The sequence below is a fragment of the Bradyrhizobium ferriligni genome, assembly GCF_056837965.1.
Genome location: NZ_JBXEJO010000077.1, coordinates 26,302 through 47,324 on the forward strand (window position 1 = coordinate 26,302; position 21,023 = coordinate 47,324).

The window sequence follows — 21,023 nt, forward strand, 5'->3', positions numbered from 1 at the left end:
CGGCGGCGATTTTGAGCCTATCGCCCGGCGGCTTCAGCGCGCCCGGGTCAGCGCCAGCCAGATGCCGCCGCCGATCATGAAGCCGCCTGATATGCGCGACATCAGCCGGGTCCGCTCCTTGGAGAAGAACTTGCGGGCCCGGCCGGCCGCCAACGCGTAGGCGGCGTCGGTCAGCACGGCGGTCGCCATGAAGGTAAGGCCGAGCAGCGCCACCTGCGGGACGTGCGGCTTGTCCATATCCATGAACTGCGGGATGAAGGCGCCGAAGAACACCAGCACCTTCGGGTTCGAGAGCAGCACAAGAAAGCCCTGCAGGAAGAAGCCGCCGCGCGGCGGCGGCGGCGTGTCGTCGGTGCTGACGCCCTCGACCGGCGAGCGGATCAGCTTGAAGCCGAGCCAGACCAGATAGGCGGCACCGGCAAAGCGCACCCAGTCGAACCAATAGCCCATCGTCGCCATCAGCGAGGTCAGCCCGACCGCGACGGTGCCGATCACGATCGCAAGTCCGACCTGCGCGCCCAGCACGTTGGTGAGCGCGGCGCGCGTGCCGTAGCGCAGCCCGTTGGCGATCACCATCGTGACGATCGGACCGGGCAGCAGCGCCAGCGCGATGCAGGCGGCGACGAAGGCGAAATAAGCTTGCAGGGACATGGGGAGCTCACTGATGGTGAAGCTGAATTATGCACATAGGACGGGCGAAGAGGAAGCGGCTCCTGCTCATCTCTGTCATACCCCGCGAAAGCGGGGTATCCAGTACGCCGCGGCCCATCAGCTAAGCATCAGCGTCTCTGGAATACTGGGTCACCTGCTTTCGCGGGTGACGACACCATTTTCGCATGAGAGAGACAGGCTCCTCAATGTCCCTCCATTGCCGCAATCATCCATGCTCTGATCTCCCGCGACTCCAGAAACGTCAACGTCGCCCGCTGCACCCCTGCGGCATCTCCCCTGCCCTGCGCGGCGACCGCCATCAGGTCGCAGCGATGCGATACGGCGATCCCGATGGCAGTGCTATGTCCATCAATGTCATACGCCCTAAGCCGCCCCGGCATGTCGGCGACAGCAACGGCATCGCCCGCCTTCAGCGGCACAAAGCGCGGGCTGATCATGTCGACGTCGGCAACGCGATCGACCTCGTCGTCATCCGCGACGCCGCTGTCGCAATTGCAGAAGCCGAGTTTCGGCCTGAGATAAACCTCGACGTCACCGCACTCCGCCGCGCCGCATCGGAAAGCCCGGCCGGCAGGCCAGCCGTCGCGCGGGAACGGCCAGGCGATTTCACGCCACGCGGCTGCGCCCGCCGGCGCCATCTCGTAGCCGGCAACTGCGGAGAGCCCGCCGAGTGCCAGGAACATCGCCGCGATGACCGGCCATGAGCGTTTCATCGCGCGCTCACGGCAGACCGGCGATGGCGCGCGCCGCGCCGGTCAGTTCGAGGATGTGGAGGCCGGTGTTGGCGCGGTCGACCGCATAGATGTAGCCGCGCTCGTCGGTCTCGACATTGTTGGTCTGGATCGCGACCTTGCAGCGGTCGTTGCCGTCGATGGTGACGCAGCGCTTGTCGGTCGCAGCCGTGATGGAGGGGATGAAGTAGCCGACTTCCCTCGGATGATAGGGATCGCGGATGTCGAGCGCGCGGACGCCGGCGTTGAAGAAGGCGATGAAGGCCAGCTTCTTGTAGTAGACCGGCGCCATGCTCTCGTTCGACGAATGCGAGCCGAACCGGCCGCCGCGCGCGCAGAACGCGCCGGAGGCCTCGGGCACCGTGTAGCTCGAGATCAGCATCGGCCGTGCTTCGGTGGTGACGTCGGCGAACCACACCATCTGCCGCGCCTCGCCGCACTCGTTCTGGATCGCCTCGTCGACGATCATCACGATGTCGCGGGTCTTGCCGTCCTTGTCTCGGGCGAATTCGGCGATCGGCATACCGGGCATCGGAAACACCGTGTGCGCGCCGTTCATCGCCGACAGCGGCATCCGCGCGATCTCCGGGTATTTCAGATTGTCCGGCGTCGGCTCCTTCGGTCCGTTCAACAGCTTGTCGCGGTCGACGATCTGCAGGAAGCCGCCCTTGTTGGTGCCGTAGCCGAAATAGACGCGATTGCCCGTTGGCCCGGTCGAGATCGGCCCGTGCAGTTCGGTCGGCACCGCGCCGGTCGCGCCCGGCTCCTGCCCGGGCAGGCCGAAGTCCCTGATCTTCACGGGATGCGCGGGATCGGAGAGATCATAGACCTGCGTCATGCGCCGCGTGCGCCAGTCCGGCGCGCCCGACACCAGGAAGGCGATGCCGGTGCCGCATTCCCAAAAACTCTTGTGCGTGTCCTTCAGGCCGCCGATCCGGGTGACGAGCACCGGATTGGCGGGATCGGCGACGTTCCAGATCTCGTGCGCCTCGCTGCCGAAGGTGCGGAGCATGTAAACCGCGTTGCGATCGCCCCTCGGCAGATCCTTGCCGTCGCAGATCCGCACCATCTGCGCGCCGCCGGATTCATACTTGCCTTCCTGTCCGGGAATGTGCCGCAGATATTTCGGATGCGCGGGATCGGTGACGTCGACGATCGAGGTGCCGTTCGGCTCGGCCTTGCCGGTCATCGGGTTGACGGGATCGGGAATGTCGTCGGTGCCGCCGTGATGACCGATATAGGCGATCCATCTGTCGCCCTGATGATGAATGGTCGGCTGATAGGCGCTGCGCGCCTGCAAATCGTTGGTTCCAACCAGCCTCATGTTGGAGGCTTCGGGCGGATCGCCGATCTTCTGCTGGGCACTCGCACCATTCGCGAGCAGGACAAGAACCAACGTGCAGCAAACTGCCGTAACGCGACCGCCCATGCGCACCACCCAATGTTCCACACCAATCTGCGTTGGCTGCCGGCGAGGCTAGCACGGTGCTGCCGATGCCAAAACACACGCTCTTGACATGCAACCATTTGGTTGCCTATTATCCGACCCATGGATGAAGTCTTCAAAGCCCTCGCGGATGCCTCACGGCGAACGCTGCTTGACCGGCTTCGCGATCAGAACGGGCAGACGCTCGGTGAGCTCTGCGACGGCCTCGACATGACGCGTCAGGCCGTCACCAAGCACCTTGTGATTCTCGAGGAGGCCAACCTCGTCACCACGATCAAGCTTGGCCGCGAGAAGCTGCACTATCTCAACCCGGTTCCGATCCATCAGATCGGCGAGCGGTGGATCAGGAAGTTCGAGCGCGGGAAACTCGCCGCGCTGAGCGAGTTGAAAAGACAATTGGAGAAGCGTGATGAGTAAACCGGACTACGTCTACGTCACCTATATCGAGACCACCGCCGACAAACTGTGGCATGCGCTGACATCGAGCGACTTCACCGAACGCTTCTGGTTCGGCTATCGCGTCAGCTCCGACTGGAAGATCGGCTCCCCCTACCACCTCACCAAGGACGACCGCCGCAGCGTGCAGGGCGAGGTGCTGATCGCAGATCGACCGAACAAGCTCGCCTACAGCTGGGATGTGGTGAAGGAAGGCGTCGAGCGCGAACAGGTCTCGCGCGTGACCTTCGACATCGAACCCCACGGCGGAGTGGTCAAGCTGACCGTGACGCATGATAATCTGGGTCCGAAGACGCTGCGCGACATCTCCGGCGGCTGGCCGATGGTGATCGCAAGCCTGAAGAGCTTCCTCGAGACCGGGCGCGAGCTGCCGGCCGACCTGCTCACCAGCGGCGCCAGGGAGGCCTACCATGCCTAAGCCCGAATTCGCCTACGTCACCTACATCGAGACCACGCCGGACAAACTGTGGGACGCGCTGACCAAGAGCGCGTTCACGCGGCAATACTGGTTCGACACCGAGCTGCAATCGGACTGGAAGGTCGGCTCGCCGCTCGCGCTGGTGATGGGCGGCAAGACCACCGACACCGGTGAGATCCTCGAGGCCGACCGACCGCGACGCCTCGCCTACACCTTCAAGCACGTGCTCGACGAGGACATGCGCAAGGAGCCGGCAACCAAGGTGGTCTTCACGCTCGAAGCCCATGGCAAGATCGTGAAGCTGACCGTGACCCATGAGGGCTTCGGCGCGGGCAGCAAGCTGCTCGACGGCATTTCCAAGGGCTGGCCGGCGATCCTGTCGGGGCTCAAGAGCCTGCTCGAGACCGGCAAGGCGGTCACGATCCCGCCGGCCGCGCTCGGGATCGACGGCTTCGAATGACAATGAAAATCTATCGACGGGTGCGTACAGACATGAACATCGAGAAATTCAAACCGGCGATCGTCTACGCGATCTACATCGCCGCCACGCCCGAGAAGGTGTGGCAGGCTTTGACGACCGCCGAACTCAGCCGGCAGTATTTCTCCGGCAACGCGGTCGAGGTCGATCTGCGGATCGGCGGCGCCTACATCGTGCGGACGCCGGACGGCGCGCTGCACATCTCCGGCGAGGTGATCGAGTGCGATCCCCTAAAGCGTCTGACCGTGACCTTCAACGTCAACTGGCCGCAGCTGGTCGAAAAGCTCGGACCGACGCTCGTCACATGGGAGATCGAGCCAGCCGGCGACGGCGTGAAGCTGACGCTGCTGCAATCGCATGACCGTCCGATCAGCGACGACATCCTTTCGGGCGGCCGCACCGGCTGGCCGGCGATCCTCTCCAGCCTGAAGAGCCTCGTGGAGACCGGCAAGGCCATGGTGATCCCGATGCAGCCGCCAGCGCGCATGATGGCCGCGCTGAAGGAATTGGGAATCCCGATGCCGTCGTGAGGATGGCGATACAGCCATCCCATACTCCGCCGTCGTCCCGGCGAAGGCCGGGACCCATTACCACCGCTCTAAGCGGCTAGAACTCGCGGGGGCCACATCGTCGCGCAACACACGCATTTGTGGTTATGGGTCCCGGCTTTCGCCGGGACGACGACGGAGAAAACTACCCCAGCGCCCTCAACTCGCGCCGCAGCACCTTGCCCGTCGCCGTCATCGGCAGGCTGCCGGCGAACTGCACGAAGCGCGGATATTCGTGGGCGGCGAGCTGGACCTTGACGAATTCCTGGATCTCGCGCGCCAGGGCATCGCCCGGCGCGTAGCCCGGCCGCAGCACGATCCAGGCCTTGATCGATTCGGTGCGGATCGGATCGGGGATGCCGACCACCGCCGACATCGCGACCGCCGGATGCTTCATCAGCGTGTGCTCGATCTCGGACGGGCCGACACGATAGCCGGCCGTGGTGATGACGTCGTCCTCGCGGCTGACATACCAGAAATAGCCGTCCTCATCCTGCACGCCGAGATCGCCGGTCAGCAGGAATTCGCCGGCATATTTCTTCGCGGTCGCCTCCGGATTGCGCCAGTACTCGATCATGGTGCAGGGGCACGGCTGGCGCACGCCGATGATGCCGCGCTGGCCCCGCGGCAGCTCCTCGCCCTTCTCGTTGACGATGCGGACGTCGAAGCCGGGCGTGGCGCGGCCCATCGAGCCCGGACGGATCGGAAACAGGTTGGAATTGCTGCCGATCACGAGATTGCATTCGGTCTGCCCGAACACCTCATGGGCATCGATGCCGAAGGTGTCGCGCACCCAGCCGAGCAATTCGCCACCGAGCGACTCGCCGCCGGTGAAGATGCTGCGCAGCCTGACGCCGGAGTTCTTCACATCGGCTTGCCGCATCAGCTTCAGCGCGGTCGGCGGCAGGAACACGTTGCGGATGCCGAGCTCGGCCATCATCTGCATCGCCGCCTGCGGCTCGAACTTGCGGGCGCGGTGCCCGACCATCGGGATGCCGTGGTACCAGAACGCGAACAGGCCGTTGATCAGGCCGCCGATCCAGGCCCAGTCGGCCGGCGTCCACATCAGGTCGCCGGGCCGTGGCAGGAAGTTGTGGCACATCTCGACATTGGGCAGATGGCCGAGCACGACGCGATGCGCATGCAGCGCGCCCTTCGGATTGCCCGTGGTGCCTGAGGTGTAGATGATCAGCGCGGGATCGTCGGCCGAGGTGTCGACGGTCCCAAATTCAGGCGACGCCGACTTGATCGCGCTCCAGAACGGTTTCGTCCCCGCCGGCGTCTTTTCGCCGACGATATAGACGCTCTTCAACTCGGGCAGGCGATCGCGGATTTTCGCGATCTTCTCCCAACCTGCTTCATCGGTGATCACGGCCTTGGCCGCGGAGTTCGACAGGCGGAATTCGAGCGCGTCCTCGCCGAACAGCGCAAACAGCGGGATTGAGATCATCGCGGCGCGAAACGCCGCGAGATGCGCGACCGGCAGTTCGAGCGATTGCGACAGGAACACCGCGACGCGGTCGCCGCGCACCAGGCCGTCGGCGGTCAGCACATTGGCGAAGCGGCGCGAGGCGTCCGCCACCTCGTCAAACGAGGTGCGCGTGGTGCCGCCATCCTCGTCGACATAGACCAGCGCGAGCCGCCCGGTGCCGTCGGCATGGCGGTCGCAGCACGCGGTCGCCATGTTGAAGCGCGCGGGAACGTCCCAGCGGAAGTTGCGATAGAGCTCGTCGTAGGTAGCGGCTTCCTTAAGCATGGTGTGTGTTGCTTCCGTCCCTCGTCATGGCCGGGCATTCCCCTGCCATCCGCGTTTTGCTGTGGCAGATTGTAAAGACGTCGATGCCCGGGACAAGCCCGGGCTGACGAAGAATGTGATGCCGGATGAAGAATGCGCAGCCCGGATGGAGCCAAAGGGTCGCGCGAACGCGCGCCCGATGACAGGCTCCGCGCAATCCGGGGTTCTCATCGAGTGGACAGACTCACCCGGATTTCGCTTCGCTCCATCCGGGCTACGAACATCCTTGAGGAGAAAGCGGTCAGGCTGCCGCCCGCTCCATTGCGACCTCGGCCTTGAGGCTATCGAGGTCGCGATAGACCGATGCGACCGCGAGCACGCGCCCGCCGCGCTTGTAGCGCAGCACGCAATCCCTGCCGACGATGCTGCCGTCCACCGCGATCTCGTCCCACTGCTCGGCATGGCCGACATAGTTGATCGGTACGTCGTAATGCTGGCTCCAGAAGAACGGCACCGCGTCGAAGACCTCGCGCTGCCCGAGCATATTCCGCGCGGCGGTCTGGCCCTGGCGCTCCGCCACCACCCAGTGCTCGACCCGGATCGTCTCGCCACTGTGCGGATCGGGCCAGCGCGCGATGTCGCCGGCCGCGTAGATGCCGGGCACGCTGGTCTCGAGATAGGCGTCGACCCTCACGCCGCGATCGATCGCGAGCCCGGCCGCTTCCGCCAGCGCCAGCCGCGGCTTCACGCCGACACCGACCACGACGAGATCGGCCTCGAGCACGGGCCCGCTCTTTAGGTGCGCACGCTTGGCCTCGATCGCGGTCACGGTGTCGCCGAGGTGGAATACGACGCCGTGCTCTTCGTGCAGCGCGCGGACGAAATCGCCCATCTCGGGCCCGAGCACGCGCTCCATCGGCCGCTGTTCCAATCCGACCACGTGCGCCTCGATCTGGCGCGCGCGGAGCGAAGCCGCCACCTCGAGGCCGATGAAGCTTGCACCGATCACGACCGCGCGGCGCGCTCCGCTGGCCGCGGCGATGATCGCCCGGCAATCGTCGACGGTGCGCAACACATGAACGTGGGGCTGGTCCGCGCCCGGGATCGGCAGCCGCACCGGCTCCGCGCCGGTCGCCAGCAGCAGCCGGTCATAGGCGAGCGTTTCGCCGCCGGCGAGCACAACGTTGCGGCGGCCGGTATCGATCGACTTGACCTCGGTCCTCAGTCTCAGATCGATCGCCGCGTCACGATAGAAATCGTCCGGCTTCAGCGGCAGCCAGTCTTCCGGCGCGCTGCCGGCGAGGAAATCCTTGGACAGGTTCGGCCGATCCACCGGCGGCGTGGCCTCGCCGCTCAGCATGACGATGCTGCCGCGATAGTCCTGCCGCCGCAGCATCTCGGCGGCGGCAAACCCTGCCCCGCCGCCGCCGACAATCACGATGCTCCCAGGCGCATCGACCGGGCCCTTGACGCGGAATTTCGGCTGCACGCGCTTCTCGCGCACGATGATGCGATCGCCGTCGCGATCGACCTTCCAGACCGCGAGCGCGTTGAAGGCGGGCGCGGCGGTCGCTTCACCGGTGCGAATATCGAAACAGGCGTGATGCCAGGGGCAATGGACGGTCTCGCCCTCAAGAAGGCCTTCGGCGAGCGGGCCATGGTAATGGCTGCAATGCGCGTCGATGGCGAAGATGTCCGCGCCCGAACGCACCAGCAGCACGTCCTCGTCGCCGACATGGCCGAGCAGCATCGCGCCCGGGAAGTCGGAGAGTGCCACGCCCTGTGTCAGATCCAGACCGGAAGGAGCTTGCTGATCGGCCATATCGTTCCTCCATTGCCCTGTGACACTCTAAACCGCTATCCCGAGGAATTCCTGGCGGGTTAGCGCATTGTCGCGAAAGCAACCCAGCATGCGGCTGGTCACGAGATCGGTATCCGGCTTGTGCACGCCACGGGTCGTCATGCAGTGATGCGATGCCTTGATGATGACGCCCACGCCCTGAGGCCTCAAGACGTCGTTGATGGTGTTGGCGATCTGCGCCGTCATCTTCTCCTGAATCTGCAAGCGCCTGGCATAGATGTCGACCACTCGTGCGAGCTTGCTGATGCCGACCACGCGGCCGTTCGGGATGTAGGCAACCCAGGCCTGACCGATGATCGGCGCCATGTGATGCTCGCAATGGCTCTCGAAACGGATGCCCCGCAGGGCAATCATTTCGTCGTAGCCTTCGATCTCCTCGAAGGTCTTTTCCAGGATCTCGGCGGGACGTTGGTCGTACCCCGCAAAGAACTCCTCGAACGAACGCGTCACGCGCGCCGGAGTTTCAAGCAAACCATCCCGCTCGGGATCGTCACCGGTCCAGCGGATGATGGTGCGGACTGCGGCCTCGACTTCGGCCCGGGTCGGCTTGTCGGATTCGGTTTGAGCGGCTCTTGCACGATCCAGCGCATGCACAATCGGGTTCATCGGGGCCTTTCCTTTGCGGCGTCATCACGAGATCATGCCCGTCAGATGCTCCGTCAGCAGAAAGGTTCCCGCAATTCGGCCCGCGGCACATTGCGCCGCAAGCCACCCGGGACGAACGGCTAGCCCGTCAGCGCCGCCTTGACGAGGCCGCTGGCCTTGCCGAAATCCATCTGGCCGGCGTATTTCGCCTTCAGCGCGCCGATCACCTTGCCCATGTCCTTGATGCCGGCAGCGTTGGTCTCGGCGATGATCGCCGAGATCGCGGCCTTCACATCGTCATCGGACATCTGCTTCGGCAGGTACGCCGAGATCACCGCGATCTCCTCGCGCTCCTGGGCGGCGAGCTCGGCGCGGCCGCCCTTGTCGTAGAGCTCGACCGACTCCTGGCGCTGCTTGATCATCTTCTGCAGCAGGCCGAGCAGGTCGGCATCGGAGAGTGGCGGCTTGCCCTGCCCGCGCGCGTCGATGTCGGCGTTCTTGATGGTCGAATTAACCATGCGCAGCGTGGAGAGCTTGCGCTCGTCCTTCGCCTTCATCGCTTCCTTGACCGCAGTATTAATGTCGTCGCGCAGCATTTCGTTGTCCTTGAACCAGCAATTCCCTCATCTAGGCAGTTTGCACCGGCAGAACAACCTAGTTCCTCAGCCATTCGACCAGCGCAGCGGCGCAGGCCTGCGGCTGTTCCAGTTGCGGCAGGTGACCGCAATCGGCGAGCACCACGAGCCTGGCACCGGGAATGCCGTTGGCCATCTCGTCCGACAGCGAATTCGGAACGGTGTTGTCGGTATCCGACGTCAGCACCAGTGTCGGGCACTTGATCCAGGCCATGCTCGGCCGCGAATCCGGCCGGCTGAGCACCGCGTTTTGCTGGCGGATGAAGGCCTCGGCGCCGACGTCCTCGCTCATGTCGTCGACAATCTGGCGCAAACTTGCAGCGCCCTGCCGCGACGGGTGCACGAAGCCCGGATAGAGCTCGTCGACCACGCTACGATATTGGCCGCTTTTGGCACGCTCGATCATGCCGCGGCGGCGTGCGGTCGCTTCCGGCGTGTCGGCCCGCGCCTGGGTGCTCATCAGCGCCAGCTTCGCAACCCGCTCCGGCGCCTGCCGCATGATCTCGAAGGCGATGTAGCCGCCCATCGAGTGCCCGGCGAGCGCAAAGCGCGGCGGCGCCTCGGCCAGGATCCGGCGGGCGATCGCCCCCATGTTGTCGTCCCTGACATGGTTGGCCACCGTCACCGGCCCGCATCGCCACAGCGCCGGGATGACCGGGGCGAAAATCCGCGGCGAGCAGATGAGGCCCGGGACGAGCAGGATCGGCATCGTATTATCCATGCGGGAGCTCCGGACGGGTCATTTTCGGCAAGCAAACGGCCGTTACAAGGAACTTTAGATTAAAAGGCCGTTCCGGCCTGTCAAATCGGCGGACATTGCCGTGTGAATCCGCGCCCTTTCGCTTTGACGCCGCAGGGTGCGGCGACTATTTAAAGGGCTCATGACAACCCCCGAAAACGCTCCCGCCTGGCCGGACCACAAACCGACCGCGCTCCTTGTGCTCGCCGATGGTACCGTGCTGGAAGGCTTCGGTCTCGGCGCGGAAGGCCACGCCGTCGGCGAGGTCTGCTTCAACACCGCGATGACCGGCTATGAGGAGATCCTCACCGATCCGTCCTATGCCGGCCAGATCATCACCTTCACCTTCCCGCATATCGGCAATGTCGGTACCAACGAGGAAGACATCGAGACGGTGAACATGGCCGCGACGCCCGGCGCGCGCGGCGTGATCCTGCGCTCGGCGATCACGGATCCCTCGAATTACCGCGCCACCCGCCATCTCGACCAGTGGTTGAAGGCGCGCGGCATCATCGGCCTTTCCGGCATCGACACCCGCGCGCTGACCGCGCTGATCCGCTCCAAGGGCATGCCCAATGCGGTGATCGCGCACGCCAGGAACGGCGAGTTCGACCTGCACGGCCTGAAGGAAGAGGCCCGCGAATGGCCCGGCCTCGAGGGCATGGACCTGGTGCCGATGGTCACCTCGGGCCAGCGCTTCACCTGGGATGAGACGCCCTGGGTGTGGGGCAACGGTTTCGGCCAGCAGACCGCGCCGGAATTCAACGTGGTCGCGATCGACTACGGGATCAAGCGCAACATCCTGCGCCTGCTCGCCGGCGTCGGCGCCAAGGTGACCGTGGTGCCGGCGACGACCGCCGCCGAAGACATCCTGGCGATGAAGCCGGACGGCGTATTCCTGTCGAACGGCCCCGGCGATCCCGCCGCGACCGGCAAATATGCCGTGCCAGTCATCCAGAAGGTGATTGCTTCGGGGACGCCGACCTTCGGCATCTGCCTCGGCCACCAGATGCTTGGCCTTGCCGTCGGGGCAAAGACCATGAAGATGCATCAGGGCCATCACGGCGCCAACCATCCGGTCAAGGACGAGACCACCGGCAAGGTCGAGATCACCTCGATGAACCACGGCTTTGCCGTGGACCAGGCGACGTTGCCGAAAGGCGCGACCCAGACCCATATCTCGCTGTTCGACGGCTCCAATTGCGGCATCGCACTCGAGGGCAAGCCGGTATTCTCAGTGCAGTATCACCCGGAAGCCTCGCCCGGCCCGCGCGACTCGCATTACCTGTTCCAGCGCTTTGCCGATTTGATGCGGAATAACAAGCGCGCGGCTTAGAGCCCGATCGTCATTGCCGGGCTTGACCCGGCAATCCATCCCTTGAAGAAAGATGGATGCCCGGATCAAGTCCGGGCATGACAGCAGTTGTGCGCGGCCAGCACCGACAGCAGCAATGCGTCTTCGCATCACATCACGGGAAATCTCGACATGACCGCCCCCGCCACCCCGAAGCCCGTCTACGGCGTCTCCTCGATGGCGGTGATGGCCTCGATGCCGGGGCTCGACTTCGTGCACGGCATCTTCGCCCGAACCCTGCCGGAGCCGCCGATCATGGAGAATGTCGAGCCGTTCGACTGCTCCGCCGAGACCGGCCATGTGGTGATCCACAGCATCCCGGGCCTCCGCCACTACAACCCGATCGGCTCGGTGCATGGCGGCTACGCCGCGATCCTCTTGGATTCCGCGATGGGGCTTGCGGTGCAAACCACGCTGCCGCAGGGCTTTGGCTACACCACGCTGGAGTTCAAGATCTCCTTCGTCCGCGGCATGAGCCAGGACACCGGCAAAATCCGCACCGAGGGCCATGTGCTCAACGCCGGGCGCCGTGTTGCGACCGCGGAAGCGCGGATTACCGACGACAAGGGCAAGCTGCTCGCGCATGCCACCACGACCTGCCTGGTGTTCGAGTTGCCCAAGACGACCTGAAGGCAATCGCGTCTTGGCGCATTGGAGCCATGACGAAGCGCGCTGGATCGCGGCCTGCGCTGTGTGATTGAGTTTCCCTGTCCGAGATCAGGCAAACATGATCCGGCCTGGAAAGGGAACGCCGATGATTTCAGCCGATTCAGACATGACCATCCGCGACATCCGCGTGACGATGCTGCGGCTGCCCTGGGCCGACGATCCCTGGCTGAAAGGCGCGGCGCTCGGCGCGACGCGCGACATTTTGATCTGCGACGTCGAGACGTCCGGCGGTGTCACCGGCATGGGCTATCTGTTCGTGTTCAAGCCGGCGATGAAGTCGATCGCGGCCTGTCTCGACGAGTGCATCATCCCGCGCGTCATCGGCAAGGACGCCACCGCGATCGAGGCGATCTGGCGCGATCTGTGGACGGCGACCATGACCTATGGCCGCGGCGGCATCGCCGCGATGGCCATGTCGGCGCTCGACATCGCGCTGTGGGACGCGGTGGGGAAACGCGCCGGCCTGCCGCTGCACCGGCTGTGGGGGCATTATCGCTCGGAAATCCCGATCTATGGTTCCGGCTGCTTCCGCGGCGCCGGCGGCGACGGGATGATCGAGAAGGCGCTGCATTTCGTGAAGCAGGGCTACAAGGCGATCAAGATGCAGGTCGCGCATGTTCACACGCCCGCGCAGGACCTCGACAATGTGCGCCGCATGCGCGAGGCGCTCGGGCCCGACATCGACATCATGATCGACGTCAACATGGGCTGGAGCGCCGATGTCGCCATCGAGATGGGACGCAAGTTCGAGAAGTACGACATCTACTGGCTCGAGGAGCCGGTGCCTGCCGATGACTTCGCCGGCTACCAGCGCATCGCGGCGGCGCTGGACATGCGCGTCGTCGGCGGCGAGACGCATTTCACGCGCTACGATCTGCGGCCGTTCTTTCTGAATCCCTGCCTGCCGATCCTGCAACCCGACCCGATGCGCGGCGGCATGACCGACCTGCGCAAGATCGCGGCGCTCGCGGACACGTTCGGCATCACCATCGCGCCGCATCTGTTTCCCGAACTCAATGTGCACCTCTTGGCTTCGATTCCGAACGGCATCTGGTGCGAGAACATGGCGCTGATCGACGATCTCTGGATCGACCCGCCCGAGATCGCCAACGGCATGATCACCGCGCCGGAGCGGCCCGGGCACGGGCTCAAATTCAACGAAGACGTGCTGAAGTTCAAAATCTAGCTGGAACGGTTTGCGGACCGACGGTTTGTTGGTCTGCAGACCACGGCACCTCGCAACGCTGGAGAGCCACCATGTCGGTCGTCCGTACCGATATCGAACCCCTGGCCATCGTCTTCCAGGATGACGGCCTGGTGCCGAACAACCCGATGCCGTTCCTGGTCTACAAGGCCGCCGTCGACGTCAGCAGCAATCCCGAGGCCAGCATCGAGCAGCTGTTCGGCAAGAATGGCTGGGGCGCGATGTGGCGCAACGGCGTCTACGACTTCGCGCATTACCACGCCACTGTGCACGAAGTGCTGGGCGTCGCCCGCGGCCGCGCGCGCGTGCAGTTCGGCGGCGAGCGCGGACAAGCGCTGGAGATCGCAGCTGGCGACGTCGCGATCCTGCCCGCCGGCACCGGGCATCAATGCCTGTCGGCGAGTGACGATTTCTGCGTCATCGGCGCCTATCCGCCGGGCCCGCCGATGGACCTGCAGCGGCCAACGCCCGAGAACCACGCCAGGGCGCTGAAGACGATCCCGCTGGTCGCGCCCCCCGCGACCGATCCGGTGATGGGCAAGGACGGGCCGCTGGTACGGCTGTGGAAACGCTAGGGATTGGCCCGTTGCACCGGTGCCCCTTTCCTTCTCCCACAAGGGGAGAGGATGAATCTCAGGCCGCGTTGCTGCCTTCCTGGCGGCTTGCCTCGAACAGGAACCAGGTACGGCGCTCGGTTTCGTCGATGAAGGTTTCGAGCAGGCCCGCGGTGCCGGAGTCCTCCCGGTCGTCGGCCAGCTTGTGCGCCTTGCGCATCGCGGCCGCCATGTGCTTGTTGTCTTCCATCAACTCGCGCAGCATTTCGCGAGGCGGCACATAATCGTCGTCATTGTCCTTGATGGTCTGGTGCCTGGCGATATCGCCGATCGACTTCAGCGTCGCGCCGCCGAGCTTGCGCACCCGCTCGGCGAGCTGGTCGGTGGTCGCGAAGATCGCCTCCGACTGCTCGTCCAGCAACAAATGGTAATCATGGAAATGCCGGCCGCTGACGTGCCAATGGAAATTCTTGGTCTTCAGGTAGAGCGCGAAGGCATCGGCCAGAAGCGTGTTGAGCGAGGCCGAGATCGTGTCCACCGCAGCCTGTGGCAGGTCGCTCGGCGTGTCGAGATCGGGCGAGATCTTGTCAGTCTTGGCTTTGCTCACGTTGGACCTTCCTGTTAGGAACCCGTATTTCGGCGCATTGAACATTGGCCGCCGGACCGCTAACGCATCATCAGCCCACCCGTTCCTGAGGCCAGGAACCCCGTTCTGCCGGATACCAAACGCGATGGATGAATGGATCGATTATTACGATTCCACGCATACGATCTATGCGAGCCGACTGCACCGTGACCTGCATTTCCAGATCATCGCAAACGACATCATCGGCTACATCGCTTCGCCGGATGCCGTGGTGCTCGACTATGCCTGCGGCGAGGCGCTGTCGGCGGCGAAGGTCGCCAATGCCTGCGCCCAGCTCTATCTGGCGGAGCCGGCGCCCGGCGTACGCGGCCGTCTGGTCGCGCGCTTCGCGCCCGACACCCGAATCCGTGTCCGCTCGCTCGATGATCTGAAGCACATGGACGCGGATTCGATCGACCTCGTGGTGATGAACTCGGTCGCGCAATACATGACGCCGCAGGAGCTCGATTCCGCCTTCGACGTGATCCACCGCGTGCTGAAGCCGTCCGGCCGGTTCGTGCTCGGCGATATCCTGCGGCCCGAAGTCGGCATGGCGAGGGATGTCGTGGCACTGCTGCGCTTTGCGGCGACCCACGGCTTCCTGCGCGATGCGCTGGTCGGGCTGGCTTCAACCGCACTGTCCGACTACCGCCAGCTGCGCACCAGGATCGGACTGCAGCGCTACCGCGAGGACGAGATGATCGCGAAGCTCGGCGCCGCCGGGTTCAGCGCCACGCGCGCGCCGCGCAACATCGGGCACAATCCGTGGCGGATGACGTTCGTGGCGCACCACTGATCCAGGGTTGCACGACGCGTTAACGTTACCCAGAAGGAAACATGGCGGCGGCTGAAATAATCAGCAATGATCCGCTCGGCCCGGTGGCGGAAGCGTCGACGCGGCAGTGGTGCAACACTGTTTATCCTGGTTCAAATCCAGGCCGGGCCTCCACGCTTCGCCCTGACGGGCTACGCGTGGCGCAGCCACGCTGGACCGGCGGGGCAAAGCGTGTCCGGCGTAGCTTGAGCGTCAGCGAAAGCGTAGACGGACTGGGCGGTGCTGCGGCCCGGACCCTGACAACCCCTCACCCCCCCCCAACCGGGCATGCGTCGAACGAGGAATTTCCCCCAGAATCGCGGTTGATGGGGCGCTTTTGGGGGTTTCGCGGGTGCGGAAACTGGTCTAAAGACCACCCGCGCGCGAAGGATCGCGCTTCCGGCGCTACAAGATGTAGCGCATGGCTCGAGGGACGCGCGGGAAGCGCGCCCTTTTTTTGTGCCCAAATTCCAGTCCGCGAGAGCTGATGCCCAAAAGAACCGACATCTCCACCATCCTGATCATCGGCGCCGGTCCCATCGTGATCGGCCAGGCCTGCGAGTTCGACTATTCCGGCACGCAGGCCTGCAAGACGCTCAAGGAAGAGGGCTATCGGATCGTCCTGGTCAATTCCAACCCGGCCACGATCATGACCGACCCGGAGCTGGCGGACGCGACCTATATCGAGCCGATCACGCCCGAAATCGTCGCCAAGATCATCGAAAAGGAACGCTACGTCCTGCCCGGCGGCTTCGCATTGCTGCCGACCATGGGCGGCCAGACCGCACTGAACTGCGCGCTGTCGCTGCGCAAGCAGGGTACGCTGGAGAAGTTCGACGTCGAGATGATCGGTGCCACCGCCGACGCCATCGACAAGGCCGAAGACCGCCAGCTGTTCCGCGACGCCATGGAGAAGATCGGGCTGCAGACGCCGAGGTCGCGGCTCGCCAATGCGTCGGCGCTGAAGAAGTCCGACCGCGACAAGTACCTCGCCGATCAGGCCAAGCTGTCCGGCCCCGAGCTCGAAGCCTTCGAACGGCAGTGGGAAGGCGGCGAGAACGAGCGGCGCAAGCGCTACCAGCAGCAGGCCCTGGCCGAAGCGCTGATGGCGCTGTCCGACATCGGCCTGCCCGCGATCATCCGCCCCTCCTTCACGCTCGGCGGCACCGGCGGCGGCATCGCCTACAACAAGGAAGAATATCTCGACATCATCGAGCGCGGCCTCGATGCCTCGCCAACCAACGAGGTGCTGATCGAGGAATCCGTTCTCGGCTGGAAAGAGTTCGAGATGGAGGTGGTGCGCGACAAGAAGGACAATTGCATCATCATCTGCTCGATCGAGAACGTCGATCCGATGGGCGTGCACACCGGCGATTCCATCACGGTGGCGCCGGCGCTGACGCTCACCGACAAGGAATACCAGATCATGCGCGACGCATCGATTGCGGTGCTGCGCGAGATCGGGGTGGAGACCGGCGGCTCCAACGTGCAGTTCGGCATCAATCCGGACGACGGCCGCATGGTCGTGATCGAGATGAATCCCCGCGTGTCGCGCTCGTCGGCGCTGGCCTCGAAGGCCACCGGCTTCCCGATCGCCAAGGTCGCCGCCAAGCTTGCGATCGGCTACACGCTCGACGAGATCGCCAACGACATCACCGGCGGCGCGACGCCGGCCTCGTTCGAGCCGACGATCGACTACGTCGTCACCAAGATTCCGCGCTTTGCGTTCGAGAAATTCCCCGGCGCCTCCTCCACGCTGACCACCTCGATGAAGTCGGTCGGCGAGGTGATGGCGATCGGCCGCACCTTCCAGGAGAGCCTGCAGAAGGCCCTGCGCGGGCTCGAGACCGGGCTGACCGGCCTCGACGAGATCGACATCGAGGGCCTCGGCCGCAGCGACGACAAGAACGCGATCCGCGCCGCTCTCGGCACGCCGACGCCGAATCGCCTGCTGCAGGTCGCGCAGGCGATGCGGCTCGGCTGGTCGAACGAGGATATCTTCAATTCCTGCAAGATCGATCCCTGGTTCCTCGCGGAGCTGCGCGCCATCGTCGAGATGGAAGGCAAGATCCGCAGCAGCGGCCTGCCGACCAATGCGTTCGCGATGCGGATGCTGAAGGCGATGGGCTTCTCCGACGCGCGGCTCGCCGTGCTCACGGAGACCACCGAGGCCGACGTCACCGCCAAGCGCCACGCGCTCGGGGTGCGCCCGGTGTTCAAGCGCATCGACACCTGCGCGGCGGAGTTCGCTTCGCCGACCGCCTACATGTATTCGACCTATGAGCGGCCGTTCGCCGGCGAATTTGCCGACGAGAGCGCGCCGTCGGACCGCAAGAAGGTGATCATCCTCGGCGGCGGCCCGAACCGCATCGGCCAGGGCATCGAGTTCGACTATTGCTGCTGCCACGCCTGCTTCGCGCTCGAGGACGCCGGCTACGAGACCATCATGGTCAACTGCAACCCGGAAACGGTGTCGACCGACTACGACACCGCCGACCGGCTGTATTTCGAGCCGCTCACCGCCGAAGACGTGCTGGAGATCATCGCGACCGAGCGCAAGAACGGCACGCTGCACGGCGTGATCGTGCAGTTCGGCGGCCAGACCCCGCTGAAGCTTGCCCGCGCGCTCGAAGCCGCCGAAGTGCCGATCCTCGGCACCTCGCCCGACGCGATCGACCTCGCCGAGGACCGCGACCGCTTCAAGCGCGTGCTCGACAAGCTGCGTCTCAAGCAGCCGAAGAACGGCATCGCCTATTCGGTCGAGCAGGCCCGCCTGGTCGCCGCCGATCTCGACCTGCCGCTGGTGGTGCGTCCGTCCTACGTGCTCGGCGGCCGCGCGATGCAGATCATCCGCGAGGAGAACCAGCTCAACGACTACCTGCTGGGAACGCTGCCTGAGCTGGTGCCCGCCGACGTCAAGGCGCGCTACCCGAACGACAAGACCGGGCAGATCAACACCGTGCTCGGCAAGAACCCGCTGCTGTTCGACCGCTATCTGTCCGACGCGACCGAAGTCGACGTCGACTGCCTCTGCGACGGCAAGGACACCTTCATCGTCGGCATCATGGAGCACATCGAGGAAGCCGGCATCCATTCCGGCGACTCCGCCTGCTCGCTGCCGCCGCATTCGCTCGACGCCAAGACCATCGAGGAGCTGGAGCGGCAGACCCGCGAACTCGCGCTCGGCCTCGACGTGGTCGGCCTGATGAACGTGCAATACGCCATCAAGGACGGCGAGATCTACGTGCTCGAGGTCAACCCGCGCGCATCCCGCACCGTGCCGTTCGTCGCCAAGGTGATCGGCACGCCGGTCGCCAAGATCGCGGCACGGATCATGGCCGGCGAGAAGCTCGCCGACTTCAAGCTGAAGAAGAAGAAGCTCGGCCATGTCGGCGTGAAGGAATCGGTATTCCCGTTCGCGCGCTTCCCCGGCGTCGACACCGTGCTCGGACCGGAGATGCGTTCGACCGGCGAAGTGATGGGCATCGACCGCTCCTTCGAGGTCGCGTTCGCGAAGAGCCAGCTCGGCGGCGGCACGCGCGTGCCGCGGCAAGGTACGGTGTTCGTCTCGGTGCGCGGCGACGACAAGATGCGCATCGCGGATGCGGTGCGGCTGTTGCACTCGCTCGGCTTCAAGGTGATGGCAACCTCGGGCACGCAGCGCTACCTCAGCGACAACGGCGTGCCGACGGAAAAGGTGAACAAGGTGCTCGAAGGCCGTCCGCACATCGTCGACGCCATCACCAATGGCGACGTCCAGCTGGTCTTCAATACCACCGAAGGTCCGCAGGCGCTGGCCGACAGCCGCTCGCTGCGGCGGGCTGCCCTCTTGCATAAAGTGCCATATTACACCACTCTTTCGGGCGCGGTGGCGGCCGCACGGGGAATCCGGGCCTATCGGGCCGGGGACCTTGAGGTCCGCACGCTTCAGAGTTACTTTTCCGAAAGCTGACCGCTGCCCGGGCTGAAGGCCCGAAGCGGTCAATTAGCCGAATGGCTGGAACTCACCGCGCGATTGGATGTTGTCACGGCCCTTAGCGGGGCCGAAAATCACTGGGCTTCCGGGCGCGTTGGCGCCCTGATTCCTGCGTTAGCTGAACTGGATATTCGTGCACGGCCGCCGGGCGCGCGCGATGAAGGACGAAGATGATGGATAAGGTTCCGATGACCGCGGGCGGATACGCCGCGCTGACGGACGAGTTGAAGCATCGCCAATCGGTGGATCGTCCGCGCATCATCGAACACATCGCGGAAGCGCGCTCGCACGGCGATCTCTCGGAGAACGCCGAGTATCACGCCGCCAAGGAAGAGCAGTCGCACAACGAGGGTCGCATCGCCGAGCTCGAGGACAAGCTCGCGCGCGCCGACATCATCGACATTTCGAAACTGTCAGGCGACACCATCAAGTTCGGCGCGACCGTGACGCTGATCGATGAGGACACCGAGAAGAAGGCGGTGTGGCAGATCGTCGGCGAAGTCGAGGCCGACGCCAAGAAGGGCCGCATCTCCATCACCTCGCCGCTTGCGCGCGCGCTGATCGGCAAGAAGAAGGGGACCACCGTCGAGGTGATGGCGCCGGGCGGCGCCAAGGCCTACGAGATCACCAAGGTCGAGTGGCGGTAGTTACCTTCACGTGACTGGTGCAGAAAAGCCGCGTCCCGCACGCGGCTTTTTTTATGCCCCGCGTTTCACCCCGGTCTGACAGCAATGTGAGTGGAGAGCCGCTGCACGCCATGCCAGTGAGGCCGTGACATGATTATGCAGTATAATCATGTCGGGGGACGGAGTTCGGGCTGACGATCGCGTCGCAACACGCATCGCTGCGCGTCACCGTGCCGCTGCCGCGTTCTCTCGCAACTGCCATCGCGCGAGGAATGATTCCAGGCGCAAGGTGTTGACATCACACTCTGGTGGCGGACACCGTGTGTTTCTGCATCTTGCAACGTTCCAGTGTGTCAAACAGGGGGTCAATGACAATGGACCAGATGTTCTCCAAGTTTCAGCCGGTGGCGCTCAGCCTGTTCCGGTTCATCACCGGACTGCTGCTGTTTCAGTACGGCGTCGCGAAGATCTTCAAGTTTCCGGTGGTCGCGTACTTCGCCAATATCCCGCCGTTGATCCAGGCTGCGGGCTGGCTTGAACTGGTGCTCGGCGCGCTCCTGATGCTCGGCCTGTTCTCGCGGCTGGTCGCGTTCATCCTGTCGGGCGAGATGGCGTTCGCCTATTTCCTCGGCCACATGTTCAAGAACCCGGCCGAGCCGGTGTTCCTGCCGCTGCTCAACAACGGCACCGCGGCGATCCTGTTCTGCTTCGCCTGCCTCTACCTCGCGACCTCGGGTCCGGGCCCGATCAGCGTCGACGCTGCGATGGGCAAGCGGTGAGTCGGTGCTTCGACCTCCCCTTGTACAAGGGGAGGTCGGTTTGCGCTGAAAGCGCAATCCGGGTGGAGATCTGTTTCCACGAAGACGCTCTCGCTTGCGGCTTGACCCCACCCTGCC

Annotated in this window: 21 protein-coding genes and 1 tRNA gene; 13 read left to right on the forward strand and 9 right to left on the reverse strand. The window is 64.7% G+C overall.

Features of this window, described 5'->3' with window-relative positions; all coding sequences use genetic code 11:
* Positions 1 to 33: 33 nt before the first annotated feature.
* From AC1VNY_RS34415 to AC1VNY_RS34425, 3 genes are all read right to left on the reverse strand, one after another.
* Positions 34 to 651, reverse strand: coding sequence for a LysE family translocator (locus AC1VNY_RS34415; protein WP_028333127.1), 618 nt, complete (start codon positions 649 to 651; stop codon positions 34 to 36).
* 203 nt (positions 652 to 854) lie between these two features.
* On the reverse strand, positions 855 to 1,355 hold the full coding sequence (locus tag AC1VNY_RS34420) for a hypothetical protein (protein ID WP_482408522.1): 501 nt from the start codon (positions 1,353 to 1,355) through the stop codon (positions 855 to 857).
* 37 nt (positions 1,356 to 1,392) lie between these two features.
* Positions 1,393 to 2,832, reverse strand: a complete 1,440-nt coding sequence (locus tag AC1VNY_RS34425) for an LVIVD repeat-containing protein (RefSeq protein WP_482408523.1) — start codon at positions 2,830 to 2,832, stop codon at positions 1,393 to 1,395.
* A 120-nt stretch (positions 2,833 to 2,952) separates the two neighbouring features.
* Here AC1VNY_RS34425 and AC1VNY_RS34430 point away from each other — a divergent pair, with 120 nt between their 5' ends.
* From AC1VNY_RS34430 to AC1VNY_RS34445, 4 genes are read left to right on the forward strand one after another with little or no spacing between them, the layout of a single operon-like run.
* A complete protein-coding gene (locus AC1VNY_RS34430; RefSeq protein ID WP_482408524.1) occupies positions 2,953 to 3,267 on the forward strand; it encodes an ArsR/SmtB family transcription factor in 315 nt (104 codons plus the stop codon).
* On the forward strand, positions 3,260 to 3,724 hold the full coding sequence (locus AC1VNY_RS34435) for an SRPBCC family protein (protein WP_482408525.1): 465 nt from the start codon (positions 3,260 to 3,262) through the stop codon (positions 3,722 to 3,724). The genes AC1VNY_RS34430 and AC1VNY_RS34435 overlap by 8 nt, the downstream gene beginning before the upstream one ends.
* Positions 3,717 to 4,184, forward strand: a complete 468-nt coding sequence (locus AC1VNY_RS34440) for an SRPBCC family protein (protein ID WP_057018077.1) — start codon at positions 3,717 to 3,719, stop codon at positions 4,182 to 4,184. Before AC1VNY_RS34435 ends, AC1VNY_RS34440 begins: the two co-directional genes overlap by 8 nt.
* A gap of 32 nt (positions 4,185 to 4,216) precedes the next feature.
* Positions 4,217 to 4,732, forward strand: coding sequence for an SRPBCC family protein (locus AC1VNY_RS34445; protein ID WP_482408526.1), 516 nt, complete (start codon positions 4,217 to 4,219; stop codon positions 4,730 to 4,732).
* A 163-nt stretch (positions 4,733 to 4,895) separates the two neighbouring features.
* On the opposite strand, the gene AC1VNY_RS34450 is transcribed toward AC1VNY_RS34445, so the two are convergent.
* From AC1VNY_RS34450 to AC1VNY_RS34470, 5 genes are all read right to left on the reverse strand, one after another.
* Complete coding sequence (locus AC1VNY_RS34450; protein ID WP_482408527.1) at positions 4,896 to 6,506, reverse strand: acyl-CoA synthetase; 1,611 nt, start codon at positions 6,504 to 6,506, stop codon at positions 4,896 to 4,898.
* A gap of 280 nt (positions 6,507 to 6,786) precedes the next feature.
* The gene (locus tag AC1VNY_RS34455; protein ID WP_482408528.1) at positions 6,787 to 8,307 is read right to left on the reverse strand and encodes an FAD-dependent oxidoreductase; all 1,521 of its coding nucleotides are present in this window, start codon (positions 8,305 to 8,307) and stop codon (positions 6,787 to 6,789) included.
* 27 nt (positions 8,308 to 8,334) lie between these two features.
* Complete coding sequence (folE, locus tag AC1VNY_RS34460; RefSeq protein WP_028344076.1) at positions 8,335 to 8,952, reverse strand: GTP cyclohydrolase I FolE; 618 nt, start codon at positions 8,950 to 8,952, stop codon at positions 8,335 to 8,337.
* A 119-nt stretch (positions 8,953 to 9,071) separates the two neighbouring features.
* The gene (locus tag AC1VNY_RS34465; protein ID WP_028344077.1) at positions 9,072 to 9,527 is read right to left on the reverse strand and encodes a GatB/YqeY domain-containing protein; all 456 of its coding nucleotides are present in this window, start codon (positions 9,525 to 9,527) and stop codon (positions 9,072 to 9,074) included.
* A 58-nt stretch (positions 9,528 to 9,585) separates the two neighbouring features.
* Entirely contained in the window at positions 9,586 to 10,287 is a 702-nt protein-coding gene (locus AC1VNY_RS34470) for an alpha/beta fold hydrolase (protein WP_482408529.1), read from the reverse strand.
* Positions 10,288 to 10,447: 160 nt separating this feature from the next.
* On the opposite strand from AC1VNY_RS34470, the gene carA reads away from it, so the two are divergent.
* The 4 genes from carA (at position 10,448) to AC1VNY_RS34490 (ending at position 14,107) form a co-directional block, all read left to right on the forward strand.
* Complete coding sequence (carA, locus tag AC1VNY_RS34475) at positions 10,448 to 11,641, forward strand: glutamine-hydrolyzing carbamoyl-phosphate synthase small subunit (RefSeq protein WP_482408530.1); 1,194 nt, start codon at positions 10,448 to 10,450, stop codon at positions 11,639 to 11,641.
* Positions 11,642 to 11,791: 150 nt separating this feature from the next.
* Positions 11,792 to 12,289 carry a PaaI family thioesterase gene (locus tag AC1VNY_RS34480; protein WP_482408531.1) on the forward strand — a complete coding sequence of 166 codons (498 nt, stop codon included), beginning with the start codon at positions 11,792 to 11,794 and terminating at the stop codon, positions 12,287 to 12,289.
* Between the two features lie 124 nt (positions 12,290 to 12,413).
* A complete protein-coding gene (locus tag AC1VNY_RS34485; RefSeq protein WP_482408532.1) occupies positions 12,414 to 13,514 on the forward strand; it encodes a mandelate racemase/muconate lactonizing enzyme family protein in 1,101 nt (366 codons plus the stop codon).
* Between the two features lie 71 nt (positions 13,515 to 13,585).
* Positions 13,586 to 14,107 (forward strand): hypothetical protein, encoded by a 522-nt coding sequence (locus AC1VNY_RS34490; RefSeq protein WP_482408533.1) that lies wholly within the window; start codon positions 13,586 to 13,588, stop codon positions 14,105 to 14,107.
* A gap of 58 nt (positions 14,108 to 14,165) precedes the next feature.
* Here the strand turns inward: AC1VNY_RS34490 and AC1VNY_RS34495 are convergent, their stop codons facing one another.
* The gene (locus AC1VNY_RS34495) at positions 14,166 to 14,693 is read right to left on the reverse strand and encodes a Dps family protein (RefSeq protein ID WP_482408534.1); all 528 of its coding nucleotides are present in this window, start codon (positions 14,691 to 14,693) and stop codon (positions 14,166 to 14,168) included.
* Between the two features lie 124 nt (positions 14,694 to 14,817).
* On the opposite strand from AC1VNY_RS34495, the gene AC1VNY_RS34500 reads away from it, so the two are divergent.
* The 5 genes from AC1VNY_RS34500 to AC1VNY_RS34520 all read left to right on the forward strand — a co-directional run bounded on the left by AC1VNY_RS34500 (position 14,818) and on the right by AC1VNY_RS34520 (position 20,906).
* A complete protein-coding gene (locus tag AC1VNY_RS34500) occupies positions 14,818 to 15,507 on the forward strand; it encodes a class I SAM-dependent methyltransferase (protein WP_038386877.1) in 690 nt (229 codons plus the stop codon).
* 77 nt (positions 15,508 to 15,584) lie between these two features.
* Positions 15,585 to 15,660: transfer RNA gene (locus AC1VNY_RS34505), tRNA-OTHER, on the forward strand.
* Positions 15,661 to 16,012: 352 nt separating this feature from the next.
* Positions 16,013 to 19,477: a carbamoyl-phosphate synthase large subunit gene (carB, locus tag AC1VNY_RS34510; protein ID WP_304498808.1), complete on the forward strand. Its 3,465-nt coding sequence runs from the start codon at positions 16,013 to 16,015 to the stop codon at positions 19,475 to 19,477.
* A gap of 197 nt (positions 19,478 to 19,674) precedes the next feature.
* Positions 19,675 to 20,148 (forward strand): transcription elongation factor GreA, encoded by a 474-nt coding sequence (greA, locus tag AC1VNY_RS34515; protein WP_018269816.1) that lies wholly within the window; start codon positions 19,675 to 19,677, stop codon positions 20,146 to 20,148.
* A 353-nt stretch (positions 20,149 to 20,501) separates the two neighbouring features.
* Positions 20,502 to 20,906, forward strand: coding sequence for a DoxX family protein (locus tag AC1VNY_RS34520; RefSeq protein ID WP_028344087.1), 405 nt, complete (start codon positions 20,502 to 20,504; stop codon positions 20,904 to 20,906).
* The last annotated feature ends 117 nt before the right edge of the window (positions 20,907 to 21,023 follow it).